Origin of the sequence: Actinophytocola sp. (assembly GCF_036002505.1) — a bacterium.
GTDB lineage: Bacteria > Actinomycetota > Actinomycetes > Mycobacteriales > Pseudonocardiaceae > DASYTH01.
This window is the reverse complement of sequence record NZ_DASYTH010000407.1, coordinates 1-16,202: the sequence shown is the minus strand read 5'-3', so window position 1 is coordinate 16,202 and position 16,202 is coordinate 1. Positions and strand designations below refer to the sequence as shown.

General features: G+C 70.2%; 14 protein-coding genes and 1 other RNA gene. 12 read left to right on the top strand and 3 right to left on the bottom strand.

Features of this window, described 5'->3' with window-relative positions; genetic code table 11:
* Positions 1-11 precede the first annotated feature (11 nt).
* Positions 12-512, bottom strand: coding sequence for a hypothetical protein (locus tag VGR06_RS35855; protein WP_327563652.1), 501 nt, complete (start codon positions 510-512; stop codon positions 12-14).
* 176 nt (positions 513-688) lie between these two features.
* Here VGR06_RS35855 and ffs point away from each other — a divergent pair.
* An RNA gene (gene ffs / locus VGR06_RS35850) (signal recognition particle sRNA small type) lies at positions 689-783 on the top strand.
* A gap of 90 nt (positions 784-873) precedes the next feature.
* Entirely contained in the window at positions 874-2,808 is a 1,935-nt protein-coding gene (locus VGR06_RS35845; protein WP_327563651.1) for a DNA polymerase III subunit gamma and tau, read from the top strand.
* 277 nt (positions 2,809-3,085) lie between these two features.
* On the opposite strand, the gene VGR06_RS35840 is transcribed toward VGR06_RS35845, so the two are convergent.
* On the bottom strand, positions 3,086-3,913 hold the full coding sequence (locus VGR06_RS35840) for an N-acetylmuramoyl-L-alanine amidase (RefSeq protein WP_327563678.1): 828 nt from the start codon (positions 3,911-3,913) through the stop codon (positions 3,086-3,088).
* A 156-nt stretch (positions 3,914-4,069) separates the two neighbouring features.
* Here VGR06_RS35840 and VGR06_RS35835 point away from each other — a divergent pair, with 156 nt between their 5' ends.
* The 10 genes from VGR06_RS35835 (at position 4,070) to VGR06_RS35790 (ending at position 15,084) form a co-directional block, all read left to right on the top strand.
* Entirely contained in the window at positions 4,070-4,396 is a 327-nt protein-coding gene (locus VGR06_RS35835) for a YbaB/EbfC family nucleoid-associated protein (RefSeq protein ID WP_327563677.1), read from the top strand.
* A gap of 11 nt (positions 4,397-4,407) precedes the next feature.
* Positions 4,408-5,004, top strand: coding sequence for a recombination mediator RecR (gene recR, locus VGR06_RS35830; RefSeq protein ID WP_327563650.1), 597 nt, complete (start codon positions 4,408-4,410; stop codon positions 5,002-5,004).
* A 150-nt stretch (positions 5,005-5,154) separates the two neighbouring features.
* A complete protein-coding gene (locus tag VGR06_RS35825; protein ID WP_327563649.1) occupies positions 5,155-5,706 on the top strand; it encodes a uridine kinase in 552 nt (183 codons plus the stop codon).
* Positions 5,707-5,914: 208 nt separating this feature from the next.
* Positions 5,915-6,907, top strand: coding sequence for an ABC transporter permease (locus VGR06_RS35820; RefSeq protein WP_327563648.1), 993 nt, complete (start codon positions 5,915-5,917; stop codon positions 6,905-6,907).
* 61 nt (positions 6,908-6,968) lie between these two features.
* A complete protein-coding gene (locus VGR06_RS35815) occupies positions 6,969-8,744 on the top strand; it encodes an ABC transporter substrate-binding protein (protein ID WP_327563647.1) in 1,776 nt (591 codons plus the stop codon).
* 118 nt (positions 8,745-8,862) lie between these two features.
* Positions 8,863-9,876, top strand: a complete 1,014-nt coding sequence (locus VGR06_RS35810; protein WP_327563646.1) for an ABC transporter permease — start codon at positions 8,863-8,865, stop codon at positions 9,874-9,876.
* Between the two features lie 216 nt (positions 9,877-10,092).
* Positions 10,093-11,190, top strand: coding sequence for an ABC transporter ATP-binding protein (locus VGR06_RS35805; protein ID WP_327563645.1), 1,098 nt, complete (start codon positions 10,093-10,095; stop codon positions 11,188-11,190).
* 121 nt (positions 11,191-11,311) lie between these two features.
* Complete coding sequence (locus VGR06_RS35800; RefSeq protein WP_327563644.1) at positions 11,312-12,367, top strand: dipeptide ABC transporter ATP-binding protein; 1,056 nt, start codon at positions 11,312-11,314, stop codon at positions 12,365-12,367.
* Between the two features lie 249 nt (positions 12,368-12,616).
* A complete protein-coding gene (locus VGR06_RS35795) occupies positions 12,617-13,258 on the top strand; it encodes an SDR family oxidoreductase (RefSeq protein ID WP_327563643.1) in 642 nt (213 codons plus the stop codon).
* Positions 13,259-13,338: 80 nt separating this feature from the next.
* Positions 13,339-15,084: a hypothetical protein gene (locus tag VGR06_RS35790; RefSeq protein ID WP_327563642.1), complete on the top strand. Its 1,746-nt coding sequence runs from the start codon at positions 13,339-13,341 to the stop codon at positions 15,082-15,084.
* Between the two features lie 170 nt (positions 15,085-15,254).
* On the opposite strand, the gene VGR06_RS35785 is transcribed toward VGR06_RS35790, so the two are convergent.
* Positions 15,255-16,202: alpha-isopropylmalate synthase regulatory domain-containing protein (locus tag VGR06_RS35785; RefSeq protein WP_327563641.1), on the bottom strand; the 948-nt coding region annotated here is incomplete at its 5' end.

Below are 16,202 nucleotides of genomic sequence, written 5' to 3'. Positions count from 1 at the left end.
GCCGCGGGCCCTCAGAACACCGGGAGCCAGCGGGGCTCGTCGGTGGGGGAGCGCCGGAAGCACATCACCGGTTCGGATTCCTTGGTGATGGAGAACGTGCCGGGTTTCGCGCAGCGCTCGCCGATCACCGCGAACTCGAAGTCGGGCTGCCGGGGCGGTTTCTGCGTCCGCGTCGGCCGCGGCGACCGGCTCGTGGTCGTCGGCGCCGGCTGGCCGGCGATCTCCTGGGTGTCGCTCTGCAGTTCCGGCGGCTGGAGCTGGGTGGGCGTCGTCGTGGCCGCCGGCGCGTCGTCCCCCGGGCCGGGCACGATCTTGGGAACCGTGGGTGAGCGGTTCGCGGCCGGCGCCTCGACGCCCGCGCTGATCAGCAGGACGACCACGGTGAGCAGGCCGGCGGCGGCGATGCCGGTGGCGACCTTCAGTCCGATCAGGATCCGGTCGGGGCGTTCCGGCTTCCGGTGCCGGGACGACCGTGGCTGGCCTTGCAACTCCGGGAAGGCAGCGCGCTGCATGTCTGATCTCCGTACGGTTGCAGCACAGGGTGATGAAACCAGCCCTCAAAGTATCCGACCCTGTCAAACTCGCCGGAAACCGGGTGGCCCAACGGAAATACTGGCCACGTGGGCTGCGTTACGACGGCGACGACCTACGCGCGGCGTACAGCCTGGCCCGGGCTCGCTACACTGACCAAGGACCTCGTGCGGCGTCCATCTCGTGAACCTCCCCAGGGCCGGAAGGCAGCAAGGATAAGCAAGCTCTGACGGGTGCACGAGGTCCCTTTTTGCCCGACCAGGTGCCGAAGCTCGCCAGGGTCGTCGAGGACTGGTTGGCGTGGGTGCGGTTGGTGTCGTGAGGGACGGGTAGGGTCGCGGCGTGGCGCTCGCCCTTTATCGCAAGTACCGGCCGGCGACGTTCGCCGAGGTTGTTGGACAGGAACACGTTACGGAGCCGTTGCGGACCGCGTTGGCGGCCAGGCGGGTCAACCATGCGTACCTGTTCTCCGGGCCGCGCGGCTGCGGGAAGACGTCCAGCGCGCGGATTCTGGCCCGCTCGTTGAACTGTGCGCAGGGGCCGACCCCGGATCCCTGCGGGGTGTGCGACTCCTGCATCGCGCTCGCTCCGGAGGGGCCGGGCAGCGTGGACGTCGTGGAGCTGGACGCGGCCAGCCACGGCGGTGTCGACGACGCCCGCGAGCTGCGGGACCGGGCCTTCTACGCGCCGGCCGCCTCGCACTACCGCGTGTTCATCATCGACGAGGCGCACATGGTCACCACGCAGGGTTTCAACGCCCTGCTCAAGATCGTCGAGGAACCGCCGGAGCACCTGGTCTTCATCTTCGCCACCACCGAGCCGGACAAGGTGCTGCCCACCATCCGCTCGCGCACCCACCATTACCCGTTCCGGCTGATTCCGCCCGGCGCCATGCGGGAGCTGCTGGAGCGCAACTGCGCCGACGAGGGCGCCACCGTCGAGCCCGCCGTGTTCCCGCTGGTGATCAGGGCCGGTGGCGGATCCGCCCGGGACACCCAGTCGGTGCTGGACCAGCTGCTGGCCGGGGCCGGGCCGGAGGGCGTCACCTACGAGCGGGCCGTCGCGCTGCTCGGCGTCACCGATGTCGCGCTGATCGACGACCTGGTGGACGGGCTGGCCGCGGGCGATGCCGCCGCGGTGTTCGGGACCGTCGACCGGCTGGTCGAGGCCGGCCACGACCCGCGCCGGTTCGCCGCCGACCTGCTCGACCGGCTGCGTGACCTGGTGCTGCTGCGGGCCGTCCCGGACGCCGCCACCCGTGGGCTGGTCAACGCGCCGGCCGACGAGCTGGAGCGGATGTCCGCGCAGGCGCAACGCCTCGGGCCGGCCGCGCTCACCCGGTTCGCCGAGATCGTCCACAATGGACTCGTCGAGATGCGTGGCGCCACCGCGCCCCGGCTGCTGCTCGAGCTGCTGTGCGCCCGGATGCTGCTGCCCTCAGCGGTTTCCGCCGACGCCGCGGTGGATTCCGCTGTGCTGCAACGGCTTGAACGCATCGAGCGGCGGGTCACGGTCACCCAGGACGGCGCCGGGCCGGCTCCCGCGGCGCCGCAGCAGGTACCCGCGCCCGCGCCGAAACCCAACGTGGAACAGGAGCCCGCCCCCGCGGCCGCCCGGCAACCGGCAGCGTCCACCAGGGACACCGCGCCGGCCGCCCAGCCCGCCAGGCCGCCGGCCGCGTCCGGTAGGGACATGGCGTCACCCGCCGAGCCGCCGGCGGCTGCGGCCGACCCGGCGCCGGCTTCCGCGGCACCGTCCGCAATGGACGCCACGGCCATCCGCCGGGTCTGGCCGGCACTGCTCGACGCGGTACGCGCCACCAGCCGAAGCACCCAGGCCATGCTGACCAATGCGGCCGTGCACGCCGTCGAGGGCGACACCGTGATCATCTCGCACACCGCCGCCCCGCTGGCCAAGCGGCTCGGCGAGCCCCGCAACGTCGACGCCATCGCCCAGGCCCTGACCGACGTGGTCGGTGGCCATTGGCGCGTCAAGACCGTGCACGCCGCGGCCGACGCCGCCCCACCCGCCGCCGAGCCCACACCTCCTGCGGCGCCCCCACCTCCCACCGCGTCAGCGGAACCGCCCAGCCGCCCGGCCCCGGCACCCGCCCCACCGCCGCCCGCTCCCGCGGTCCGCGACGAGCCGCCGCCACCGGAGCCCGACGACGACTTCGACTACACCTACGACGAGCCGGATCCGGCGCCCCGCGCGGTGGATTCCGCCGCCGACAAGCTCAAGATGCTGGAGAGCCGGCTGAACGCCCGGCAGATCTAGTCCGTGTTTCGCAAGTAGCCGAGCCTGTTACTGGTGGGGCCTGTGTGACGCCAGGTGCTGCAGAGGTGACGAGTGGTGCGGTGAATGCGTCTTTGCTCGCGACCAGCGCGAGCAAAGACGCATTCACCGCACTTTTGAAACACGACCTAGTCCGCCTCTCCGGAACTTTTATGGTCGTTGCGTTCCAGCGAATGGTGCGATTGTCGGGTGGACCGTGGCTGGGTGCCGTCACGGTCCCCTGAGGTTGCGTTGGTCGGGGGAGGCAAAGGCCCCGCTTCTACGCCAGGTATGCGGCGATCGCGTCCGCGATGGCCGCGGCATAGCGCTGCCGGCCGGCCGGACTGGACAGCGTGGCCGCCTCCGCCGCGTCGCGCATGTTGCCGCACTCCACCAGCACCGCCGGGCGTTCGGAAAGGTTGAGCCCGGCCAGGTCGTCCCGCGGCGAGAGCCCGGCCGAGCCGATGTAGTTGGACGTGGCCAGGCCCGCCGACTTCAGGCCGTCGCGCAGCGCCCGGGCCAGCCGCAGCGACGGCTCGCCCTGCGCCGCGTTCAGCGCGGGCGAGGAGTAGGCGACGTGGAAACCGTGCGCCCCGGCGGTGGTCGAGCCGTCGGCGTGGATGGAGACCACGGCCGCGGCGTTCTCCCGGTTGCCGATCGCCGCGCGGTCGTTGACGCACGGCCCGACTCCGGTGTCGTTCGGCCGGGTCATGACGACCCGGACGCCCCGCGCGGTGAGCAGGTCGCGCACCCGCACCGCGACGTCCCAGGTGAACGCGTGCTCGGTGTAGCCGCTGTTGGTCGCCGTCCCGGTGGTGTTGCACGGTTTCGTCCGCCCGCGCCCGGCCGGAACCGGCTGGTTGATCACCTCGGGATGCGCCGCGTTGCCGCCGTTGTGCCCGGGATCCAGCACGACGACCATGCCCGGCGGCGGCGCGGGCTTCCCGTTGGGGGCGGGGGTGGACGGCCGGGCGCTCGGCGGCACGCTCGTGGTGGTCGCCGGCGGCGCGCTCGTCCCCGAAGACGGCGGCGGTTCCGACGACGCGCTGGTGGCTGGGGTCGACGGCGCGGACGCCTCGCCGGAGACCGGACCACCGCAGGAGGACATCAGCGCGACCAGTGCTCCCGCCGCCGCCATGGTCGCCCGGTACGCCATGCCTCGCCTCAGCACGGCGTTCACCCTGCCACACACGCGACCCGACTAGGCTGGGCGGTAGCGATAACGACGAGAGGAAACGCCGTGCAGCCCGGTGGCCTACCCGACATGCAGCAGATCCTGGAGCAGGCGCAGCGGATGCAGGAACAGCTGATGTCCGCCCAGCAGGAGCTGGCCGACGCCGAGGTGACCGGCACCGCGGGTGGCGGCCTGGTGACCGCGACCGTCTCCGGAGCGGGCGAGCTCAAGGCACTGGACATCAACCCGAAGGTGGTCGATCCCGACGACGTCGAGACGCTGGCCGACCTGATCGTCGCCGCGGTGCGGGACGGCGGCAACAAGGCACACGAGCTGGCCCAGTCGAAGATGGGGCCGCTCGCCGGCGGCCTCGGCGACGCCACCGGGCTCGGCGGCCTGGGCCTCCCCGGTCTGTAGGCCAGGTCGCGTTGTACGAGGGACCGGTCCAGGACCTGATCGACGAGCTGGGGCGGCTGCCCGGGGTCGGCCCGAAGAGCGCCCAGCGCATCGCGTTCCACCTGCTCGGCACCGAGCCGGCGGACCTTCAGCGGCTGATCCAGGTGTTGCAGCGGGTGAAGGAGGGCGTGGTCTTCTGCGACCTCTGCGGCAACGTCTCCGAGGAGCCCCGGTGCCGGATCTGCCGCGACGCCCGGCGCGACCCGAGCACGCTGTGCGTGGTCGAGGAGCCCAAGGACGTCCTCGCCGTCGAGCGCACCCGCGAGTTCAAGGGCCGCTACCACGTCCTCGGCGGCGCCCTGGATCCGCTCTCCGGCATCGGCCCCGACCAGCTCCGCGTCCGCGAGCTGCTGGCCCGGATCTCCGGCGAGGAGGTCACCGAGGTCATCCTCGCCACCGACCCGAACACCGAGGGCGAGGCCACCGCCACCTACCTCGCCCGCATGCTCCGCGACTTCCCGAACCTCACGGTGACCCGCCTCGCCTCCGGCCTGCCCATGGGCGGTGACCTCGAGTTCGCCGACGAGCTCACCCTGGGCCGCGCCCTGTCCGGCCGGCGTGCGGTTTAACTCCCCCGCCTCCGACCCGCCTCTCCGGAATTCTTATGGTTGTTGCGTTCCAGCGAACAGTGCGGTTGTCGGGTGGACCGTGGCTGAGTGCCGTCACGGTCCCCTGAGGTGCGGTGGGTCGGGGCGAGTTTTTCGGCGATGATCCATCAGATGGCCCTTGACGGGCTACTAGATCGGCCGGCGCGGCTGGGTGGCGTGCGCCTGGTGGCGATCGACGGGCCGTCCGGGTCCGGGAAGTCGGTGCTGGCCGACGCCGTGGCCGCCGAGCTCCGCGCGGCCGGCACCCGGACCGGGCTGGTCCGCACCGATCACTTCGCCACCTGGGACGACCCGGTCGCCTGGTGGCCGCGCCTGGCCGCCGGCGTGCTCGACCCGCTTCGCAACGGCCGGCCCGGCACCTATCTATGTGTGGAATGGCGCGACGGAAAGCCGCACCCCGGTCCTTATCTCGCCGTAGAGGTCCCGGAAGTGCTCGTGCTCGAGGGTGTTTCCGCCGGCCGGCGGTCGGTGCGCGCTGACCTCTCATTGCTGATCTGGTGCGAGCACCGGGACCCGGCCGAGCGTCTCGAGCGGGCGGTGGCGCGCGACGGCGAGGCCTGCCGGGCACCCCTGCGGGCCTGGCAGCGGTTCGAGGAGGGCTGGTTCGCGGTGGACCAGACGGGTGACGCGGCGGATGTCCGCTTGGCGGACGAACTCCATTAACAGTGAACGGTTTCCGGCAAACGGGTGAACGGCCGTTACGTCGCGTGGCGAGAGCGCTGCTGACCGGACACAATACGCGATCTTTGGCCGGATCGTGACCTCCCGTGGTTAAGGGATGCAGAACAGAGGGGTTAAGGTCGGCCACCGTACGGCGATCCCGTGGCGACCCGAGGAGTGCGCGAATGACCGACCGTGGACGGTTCGCGGGATGACCGCGCCGCTCGAAGTCACCGAGTCAAGCGCGTCCGCGGTGCCGGATGCCGCGATCCAAGGAGTGAGCCGCAAGGCGATCCAGGGCCGGTCGCTGGGCCAGATCGCCTGGATGCGGCTCAAGCGCGACAAGGTGGCCATCACCGGCGGCGTCGTGATCATCGTGCTCATCCTCATCGCGGTGAGCGCGGTGCTGATGGACCGGGTGTTCGGGGTGATCCACCCCAACGAGTTCCACCAGGAGCTGATCGACGGCACCACGCTCGCGCCGAAGGGCACGTTCGGCGGCATGAGCGCCAGCCATCCGCTCGGGGTCGAGCCGCTCAACGGCCGGGACCTCCTGCAGCGGGTCTACGCCGGATCCTGGATCTCCCTGCTGATCGCGTTCCTGTCCACCATGCTGTCCGTGGTGATCGGCACGGTCATGGGGGTCGTCGCCGGCTACTTCGGCGGCTGGGTCGACGCGGTGATCAGCCGCGCGATGGACGTGTTCCTGGCTTTCCCGCTGCTGGTGTTCGCGATCGCGCTGGCCGGCCTGCTGAACACGTTCAACGTCACCGGCGAGGGACCGCGCATCGCGGTCCTGGTGTTCATCATCGGCTTCTTCAACTGGCCCTACATCGGCCGGATCATCCGCGGGCAGACGCTTTCCCTGCGCAACCGGGAGTTCGTCGACGCCGCCCGCAGCCTCGGCGCGCGCGGCCCGTACATCCTGTTCAGGGAGCTGCTGCCGAACCTGATGGCGCCGATCCTGGTCTACTCCACGCTGCTGATCCCGACGAACATCCTGTTCGAGGCCGCGCTGTCGTTCCTCGGCGTCGGCATCCAGCCGCCGACCGCGACCTGGGGCGGCATGATCTCCGACGCCGTCTCGTACTACACCCTGCCCCACTTCATGCTCTGGCCCGGTTTGGCGATCTTCGTCACCGTGCTCGCCTTCAACCTGTTCGGTGACGGGCTGCGCGACGCGCTCGATCCGAGGGCCCGATGAGTTTGGGCTGGCTAGTTTCTCATCCAACCGAACTCCCGAGAAGAAGGAGTGCAACAGCAAGATGATCAGCAAACGTGTGACCGCCGCGATTGCCGGTAGCGCGGCCGTCGCGTTGGCGCTCACCGCGTGTGGCGGCACCAAGAGTGGCGACTCGGGCGGGAGCGGAGGCGGCGGCGGTGGCAGCACCACCACGGCCGCGTTCAACGCGGCGCTCAACCAGGTGTTCAACCCGTCGGACAAAAAGGGCGGCATCATCAAGATGGCCCACTCCGACGACTGGGACTCCCTTGACCCGGCCGACACCTACTACGGCTACGCCTGGAACTTCGCGCGTCTCTACACCCGGGCGCTGGTCATGTTCAAGGTCGCGCCCGGCAAGGCGAGCGAGGAGCTGGTGCCGGACCTGGCCGAGAGCCTCGGCAAGCCGACCGACGACGGCAAGACCTGGACGTACAAGATCAGGAAGGGCATCAAGTACGAGGACGGCACCGAGGTCAAGGCCAAGGACGTCAAGTACAACGTGCTGCGCGCGCTGGACCGGGAGACCTTCCCGAACGGCCCGGACTACTTCAAGGGCTTCCTGAACCTGCCGCCCGACTACAAGGGCCCGTACAAGTCCAAGGGCGTGGACACCAGCTCCGGCATCGAGACGCCCGACGACTACACCATCGTCTTCCACCTCAAGGCGGCGTTCGGTGGCTTCGACTACCTGGCCATGCTGCCGCAGACGGCTCCGGTGCCGGAGGCCAAGGACACCGGCGCGAAGTACAAGGAGCACGTGGTCTCCACCGGCCCGTACATGTTCGACGTGAACGAGCTCGGCAAGCGCTTCACGCTCAAGCGCAACCCCAACTGGGACGCTTCGACCGACCAGAACCGCAAGGCGCTGCCGGACGGCTACGAGGTCACGCTGAAGCAGAACGCCGACGACATCGACAACCAGCTCCTGGCCGGCAGCCTCGACGTCGACGTGCAGGGCACCGGCATCCAGCCGGCGAAGCTGTCCACGGTGCTGAACACGCCGGACAACAAGGCGCGGGCGGACAACCCGACCATCGCCCGGCTCTGGTACACGTCGGTCATGCCGACGGTCAAGCCGCTGGACAACATCGAGTGCCGCAAGGCGGTCATGTACGCGATGGACCGCACCGGCTACCAGCTCGCCTACGGTGGCGAGTTCTCCGGCGGTGACCTGGCGTCGACCGTGCTGCCGCCGCTGATCCCGGGCCAAACGAAGTTCGACCTGTTCCCGCCCGGCTCGGACAACAAGGGCGACATCAACAAGGCCAAGGAGTCGCTGCAGAAGTGCGGCCAGCCCGACGGTTTCGCCACCAACATGGGCTACCGCGAGGGCCGTCCGCGCGAGAAGGCCACCGCCGAGGCGTTCCAGGCGGCGCTCGCCCGCGTCGGCATCAAGCTGACGCTGCGCGGCTTCCCGTCGGGTGACTACTTCGCCCAGTTCTGCGGCAACCCGCCGTTCGTCCGGTCCAACGGTCTCGGCCTGTGCACCAACGGGTGGGGCGCGGACTGGAACGACGGCTTCGGCTTCCTCTCGCAGATCGTGGACAGCCGGGTCATCCGGGAGACCGGTGGCTCGTCCAACATGAGCGTGCGGATCCCCGAGGTCGACAAGATGCTCGACGACGCCATCGCGGAGACCGACAAGGACAAGCGCGAGAAGCTGTGGGGCGAGATCGACAAGCGGGTCATGCAGGAGGCCGTGATCTACCCCGGTGTCTACGCCAAGAGCCTGCTGGTTCGCGGCAAGGGCCTGACGAACGTGTTCGTCAACGAGGCCTGGGGCATGTACGACTACTCGACCTTGGGCAAGGCCTGAGTTGAACGCGCGCCGCCGGTGACCTCACCGGCGGCGGCACCAGCACCAGCAGCGGGTGGCCGGTCCCGAGACCCGGGGCCGGCCACCGCGCACAGTCACCCAACGGGGATCGAGCGCAATGATCACTTACGTCGTCCGGCGACTGCTTGCCGCGGTGTTGCTGCTGTTCATCGTGAGCGCGGTCACCTTCTCCATCTTCTTCGTGGTGCCGCGGATCATCGGCTCGAGCCCGGAGACCATGGCCGTTCGGTACGTGGGGCGCACGGCAACCCCGGAGACGGTGCACCTGACGGCCGAGCGGCTCGGCTTCTACGACCCGATCGTGGTGCAGTACGGCAACTGGGTGAAGGGCGTTTTCGTCGGTGCCGACTACGACTACGGCGTGGGGGTCGAGCACTGCAACGCACCGTGCCTCGGATACTCCTTCATCACCCGCCAGCCGGTGTGGCCGGACCTGCTGGACCGTGCCCCGGTGACGCTGTCCCTCGCGGTCGGCGCGTCGGTCATCTGGCTGATCGGCGGGGTGTCCATCGGCGTGCTGTCCGCGCTGCGCAAGGGCAGCTTCTTCGACCGGCTGGCGATGGGGGTGGCGCTGGGTGGTGTGTCGCTGCCGATCTTCTACACCGGCCTGATGACGCTGGCCATCTTCAGCTACAGCCTGGACTGGACCGCGAAGGGCGGCAGCTTCACCCCGTTCCAGGAGAACCCGGCGGAATGGGCCTATGACCTGTTGCTGCCCTGGATAACCCTGGCGTTCCTGTTCTCCGCCGGCTACGCCCGGCTGACCAGAGCCGGCATGCTCGAGACCATGGGTGAGGACTTCATCCGAACAGCCAGAGCCAAGGGCCTGCCGCAGCGAACCGTGGTGGTGAAACACGGGCTGCGCAGCGCCCTGACCCCGATCGTCACGATCTTCGGCCTGGACGTCGGCCTGCTGCTCGGCGGCGCGGTGCTGACCGAGAGCGCGTTCGGCCTCAACGGGCTCGGAAAGTACGCGGTGGAGGCGATCCGGGCCAACGACCTGCCCAAGGTCATGGGCGTCACCATCCTGGCCGCGTTCTTCGTGGTGATCGCCAACCTGATCGTTGACCTCCTGTACGCGGTGATCGACCCGAGGGTGCGCACGGCATGAAGCTTGCGGAATCCATGCCCGAGCTGGAGGGCACGGCATGAAGCTTGCGGAATGCCGGGCGAGGGAGTTGGCCTACCGCGACGAGGTGGGCCCGAGGAACTGGGGTCTGGGGGCTTGCCCCCGGTGGAACACGGTCTGCCCGAGGAGTGGTCCGGTGACCAACCACTCGAGGCGACCCACGACCATGGCCAACATTCCCGAGTTGGAGAGCACGGCATGACCGGTTTCCCAGACGACTCGCTGGCCGAGATCGACACCTACGTCGAGCCCATGCCCGGTTCCGGACCGGTGGAACCGTCGACGTTCCTGCAGGTCCGGGACCTGCGGGTGCACTTCCCGACCGACGACGGCGTGGTGAAGTCCGTCGACGGGCTGTCGTTCACCCTCGAGCGCGGCAAGACGCTGGGCATCGTGGGCGAGTCCGGCTCGGGCAAGAGCGTGACCAGCCTGTCGATCATGGGGCTGCACCAGGAGGGCGCCGCGCACATCACCGGCGAGATCCTGCTCAACGGCCAGAACCTGGTGGCCATGAGCAGCGAGCACGTGCGCCGGCTGCGCGGCAAGAACATGGCGATGATCTTCCAGGACCCGCTGTCCGCCATGCATCCCTACTACACGGTCGGCCAGCAGATCATCGAGGCGTACCGGATCCACCACAACGTGAGCAAGGCGGTGGCCCGCAAGCACGCCATCGAGATGCTGGACCGGGTGGGCATCCCGCAGCCGGCGTCCCGGGTGGACGACTACCCGCACCAGTTCTCCGGCGGCATGCGGCAGCGCGCGATGATCGCGATGGCGCTGTCCTGCGACCCCGAGCTGCTGATCGCCGACGAGCCGACCACCGCGCTGGACGTCACCGTGCAGGCGCAGATCCTCGACCTGATCCGGGACCTGCAGCAGGAGTTCGACTCCGCGGTCATCATCATCACCCACGACCTCGGCGTGGTCGCCGAGCTCGCCGACGACATCCTCGTGATGTACGCCGGCCGCGGGGCCGAGTACGGGACCGCGGACGGCATCTTCGGCGCGCCGCAGCACCCGTACACCTGGGGCCTGCTCGGCTCGATGCCGCGGCTGGACCGGGAGCGCGCCGATCGCCTGCTGCCGATCAAGGGCCAGCCGCCGAGCCTGATCAACGTGCCGGACGGCTGCCCGTTCCACCCGCGGTGCAACTTCGCCGAGCTGAACGGCGGGGCGAGTGAGACCGTGGTGCCGGAGCTGCGCGACGTCGGCGACCGGCACTTCACCGCCTGCCACCTCAGCGCCGAGGACCGGGTGCGGATCTGGGAGAACGAGATCAAGCCGAAGTTGTGAGCGGGAGGTGAGGCCGCGGTGTCGGCTGGACGGAGGAGCAGCGCAGGTGCGAGGAACGAGCACCGTAGACAACAGTGGCCGAGCCGGAGCGAACCGACAAGGACTGTGAGGGGATGACACGTTGACAACCGCCGAAGACCAGGCGACGCCGGCCGAGCCCCGGCTCGGCGAGGAGCTGCTTTCGGTTTCCGGGCTGCAGAAGTACTTCCCGGTGCGCAAGGGGCTGCTGCAGCGCCAGGTCGGCGCGGTGCAGGCGGTCGACGGGCTGGACTTCTCGGTGGCCATGGGTGAGACGCTGTCCCTGGTCGGCGAGTCCGGCTGCGGCAAGACCACCACCGGGCGCCTGCTGACCAGGCTGCTCGAGCCCACCGCCGGAAAGATCGTCTTCGAGGGCCGGGACATCACCCACATGTCCACCGGCGCCATGCGGCCGCTGCGCCGGGACGTGCAGATGATCTTCCAGGACCCGTACTCGTCGCTGAACCCGCGGCACACCGTCGGCACGATCGTCGGCGCCCCGTTCAGGCTGCAGAACGTCAAGACCGACAACGGGATCAAGCGCTCGGTGCAGGACCTGCTCGAGCTGGTCGGCCTGAACCCCGAGCACTACAACCGCTACCCGCACGAGTTCTCCGGCGGGCAGCGCCAGCGCATCGGCATCGCGCGCACGCTTGCATTGCGTCCCAAGCTGATCGTCGCCGACGAGCCGGTGTCCGCATTGGACGTGTCCATCCAGGCCCAGGTGGTGAACCTGCTGGAGGACCTGCAGAACGAGCTCAACCTGACCTACGTGATGATCGCCCACGACCTCTCCGTGGTCCGGCACGTCTCCGACCGGGTCGCCGTGATGTACCTCGGCAAGATCGTCGAGCTGGCTGACCGGACCCCGCTCTACGAACGCCCGATGCACCCGTACACCGTCGCCCTGCTGTCCGCGGTACCGATCCCGGACACCACCCGGCGCACCAAGCGGGAGCGCATCCGCCTGCAGGGCGACGTGCCGAGCCCGCTCAACCCGCCGCCCGCCTGCCGCTTCCACACCCGCTGCTGGAAGGCCCAGGCCGTCTGCAAAACCGACGAGCCACCGCTGGTGGAGCTGGCCCCCGGCCACCGCGTGGCCTGCCACTTCCCGGAGAACCAGGGCACCGCGCCGGCGGGAGAGCCGGCGGCGACGTAGGACCTGCCTGGAGGGTTCTGCACAATCCCGGTTGGGAGTGGTGGGCCGTCGGGCGGTGTTCGACCCGACTAGCGAGGGTAGGCCGGAGGCCTGCCCGAGCGGTCGGACCAGCAACCAGCTCTGCCAACATGACCACAGACCTCGAACACCGCACGGCACGCTGGCCCACCGGGACCAACCGGGCCCGACGACCACAAAACCGAAACGCAACCACGGATCCTTGTGCAGAACCCTCCTTTCGATCGACACGTGATCACCGTGCTCGGCGCGTCCGGGCGCACCGGCCGGCACGTGGTGCGGTTGCTCGCCGCCCGCGGCCACACCGTGCGTGCCGGGGTCCGCAGCTACCAGCGGTTGCCCGTGGTGGCGGGGCTCGGCGGGTCTCCGGTGGTGGCCGACCTGGCGGCGGATCCGGCCGAGCTGGTGGACGTGCTCGTGGGCTGCGACGTGGTGGTGAACTGCGCCGGGGCGGCGGATCCGGCGCCGGAGGCGGTGAACCTGATCGACCGGGACGGCGCGATCGCGGCGATCCGTTCGGCCGAGGCCGCCAGCGTGCGGCGGTACCTCCAGCTTTCCGCGATGTTCGCCGACGCGCCCGACCAGGGTGACCGGACGGTGCGCTCCTTCCTGTACGCCAAGCAGGTTTCCGACACCGTGCTGCGGCGATCGAGTCTGGTGTGGACGGTGATAAGGCTGGCCACGCTCACCGACGACCCGGGGACCGGCCGGGTCTCCGCGGCGGCGCACCTGATCGGGCCCGGCCGGATCGCGCGCGAGGACGCCGCCGCCGTGGTGCTCGGCTGCCTCACCGAGCCGCGCACCGACAACCGCGGCTTCGACGTCCGCGCCGGCTCCACTGCCGTGGCAGCCGCCCTCGCCGCCCTCGATTGATCTGAGTTTCTCCGTCATGCCGGCGCAGCCGGGGGTGTCGTAGCTAGAGCAGAGTTGCGCCCTCGCAAGGAGATGGTGACATGGGCACCACGCGACTGTTGGCCGCCATGACAATTTCCGCACTGACCTGCGCGTACCTGGCCGCACTGCCGGTCGCCGCGCAGCCGGGCGCCGACGCGCGGGTGACCGCGGGCAGCCCGGCGACCGGGTTCTCCCAGAACAAGCAGAACGAGCCGCAGGTCGCGGTGAACTGGGTGAACCCCGACCTCGTCGTCGCCGGGGCGAACGACAACATCGACCTCGAGCTGTGTGCCGCCGGCGCACCGAACACCTGCCCGTTCACCGCCGGCGTCGGGGTCACCGGAGTGAGCTTCTCCTCCGACGGCGGCCGGAACTGGACCCAGCCGAACTACACGGGTCTGTCCGCCCGGCATTGCACCGGCCCGGCCGAGTGCGTGCCGCAGGTCGGCCCGATCGGCACGCTGCCCCGGTATCTCGAGCAGGGGCTGGCCTCCAGCGGTGACCCGGCGATGGTCTGGGGCCCGGCGCCGGCCGCCGGCGGCGGCTTCAGCTGGGCCCGGCAGCGGCTGTACTACGCCAACCTGGTCGACAACCTGCCCGGCGGCAGCGCCTTCCCCGGGCCGAGCGCCATCGGGGTGTCCCGGTTGGACTCCGACCGGTTCGCCGCGGCGGTCGCCGGGGACAACAATGCCTGGCAGGTCCCGGTGCTGATCAGCCGGCAGAGCCAGACCACGTTCTCCGACAAGGAGGAGGTCTGGGCGGACAACGTCGAGTCCAGCCCGTTCTTCGGCCGCGTCTACGTGTGCAACGTGGCGTTCCGCTCCAACGGGTCCGCGCCAGAGCCGGTCATGGTCGCGACCTCCACCGACGGCGGGGACACCTGGCGGCAGCGGCAGATCAGCGCCGCCACGAACACCGGGCAGACCGGCGGGCGGCAGGGCTGCACCGTGCGCACCGACAGCGCCGGCGTGGTGTACGTGTTCTGGGTCGGCACCGAGCTGCCCAGCCGGGCCACCGCGATGATCATGGCCCGGTCGTTCGACGGCGGCGGCAACTTCGAGCGCGGCCAGGTGGTGGCGCGGACCGTCGACGTCGGCCTGTTCGACCCGAACAACGGCGGCGCCAGCTTCGACGGCGTGGCCGGCGCCCGCACCTCGACGTTCCCCAGCATCGACGTCGCGAACGGCGCGCCGTTCGGCACCGCGCGCGGCGGCCCGCAGCCGCCCGACACGCTGGCGCTGGTGTTCCCGCGCGGCCCGACCCCGTCGGACACCGCGCCCGGCCCGAACGAGACGGTCCCGGTGCTGCTCTCCGGCGACCGCGGCGCCAGTTTCAGCACGCTGACCGCGAACGGTGCCGCCGCGGGTGACCGCCCGGACTTCCCGGCCGTCGCGATCTCCCCGGACGGCGCCGACGTGTACCTGGTCTACGACGCGTTCCTGCAGCCCTGGCGGTCGACCACGGCCGCGCCGCGGCTGTTCCAGGGCGTGCTGCGGCACATCTCGGTGGCCACCGGCGCCGCGGCCGACCTGCACCGGGGTGTCGCCGGCGACGCCCGCGGTTCCTCCGCCAACGGCCTGACCAGCGAGTTCCTCGGCGACTACAACTACGTGGTGGCCACCAACGCGGCCGCGGTCGCGGTCTGGAACGACGCCCGCAACGCCGCCTCCTGCCCGGCCATCAACACCTACCGCCAGGCGCTCATCGACGGCCAGGCCGCGACGGCACCTGCCCCGGGCAGCCAGTGCCCGCCGACGTTCGGCAACTCCGACATCTTCGGCGGGAGGTTCGCCGACCCCGACTGATCGGCCCAGAACTGGCGTCATGCCGGGCCCGGCCGCCGTGTCCTAAGAAACGCCGAGGTTGACACTGCCCAAGAGCCAACCGGCGAGGGATGTGGTCGACCCCTTCACCGATCTCGCCCCCGGTCCAGGTGAAGAGTCGACCACATCCCGTTGGGGAGATTGACGCGCTGCTAGCGGTGGGCGCGGTTGATTGCTGAGACGACCGCGCGCAGGGACGCGGTGACGATGGAGCTGTCGACGCCGACCCCCCAGAGCACCCGGTCACCGATCGCGCATTCCACGTAGGCGGCGGCGCGGGCGTCGTCGCCGGAGGTGAGCGCGTGCTCGGTGTAGTCCAGGACCCGGGTGTCGTAGCCGACGCTGGCCAGCGCGTCCACGAACGCGGCGATCGGGCCGTTGCCGGTGCCGGTGATCTCGTGCTCCTCGCCCTCAATACCAAGCCGAGCAACGATTGCGGTGTCCTGCAAATGACCGGCCGCTTCGTCCTCGGAGATCCGGTGGCCACGCAGGACGAGCGGGCTGCGCAGGCCGAGGTACTCGGAGGCGAAGCTGTCCCACATCTGCTTCGGGCTGACCTCGCCGCCCTCGGTGTCGGTGTAGCGCTGGATCGCCTGGGAGAACTCGATCTGCAGCCGGCGCGGCAGGTCGAGCTGGTGCTCGGTCTTCATGATGTAGGCGACGCCGCCCTTGCCGGACTGCGAGTTCACCCGGATCACGGCCTCGTAGGTGCGGCCCACGTCCTTCGGGTCGATCGGCAGGTACGGCACCTCCCAGTCGAACTCGTCGACCGGGACGCCGGCCCGCTCCGCGTCCTGGTGCAGCGCGTCGAAGCCCTTGTTGATCGCGTCCTGGTGGCTGCCGGAGAACGCGGTGTACACCAGGTCGCCGCCCCACGGGTGGCGCTCGCCGACCGGGAGCTGGTTGCAGTACTCCACGGTGCGGCGGATCTCGTCGATGTCGCTGAAGTCGATCATCGGGTCGATGCCCTGGCTGTACAGGTTCAGGCCCAGGGTGACCAGGTCCACGTTGCCGGACCGCTCGCCGTTGCCGAACAGGCAGCCCTCGATCCGGTCCGCCCCGGCCATCACCCCGAACTCGGCGGCCGCCACCGCGCACCC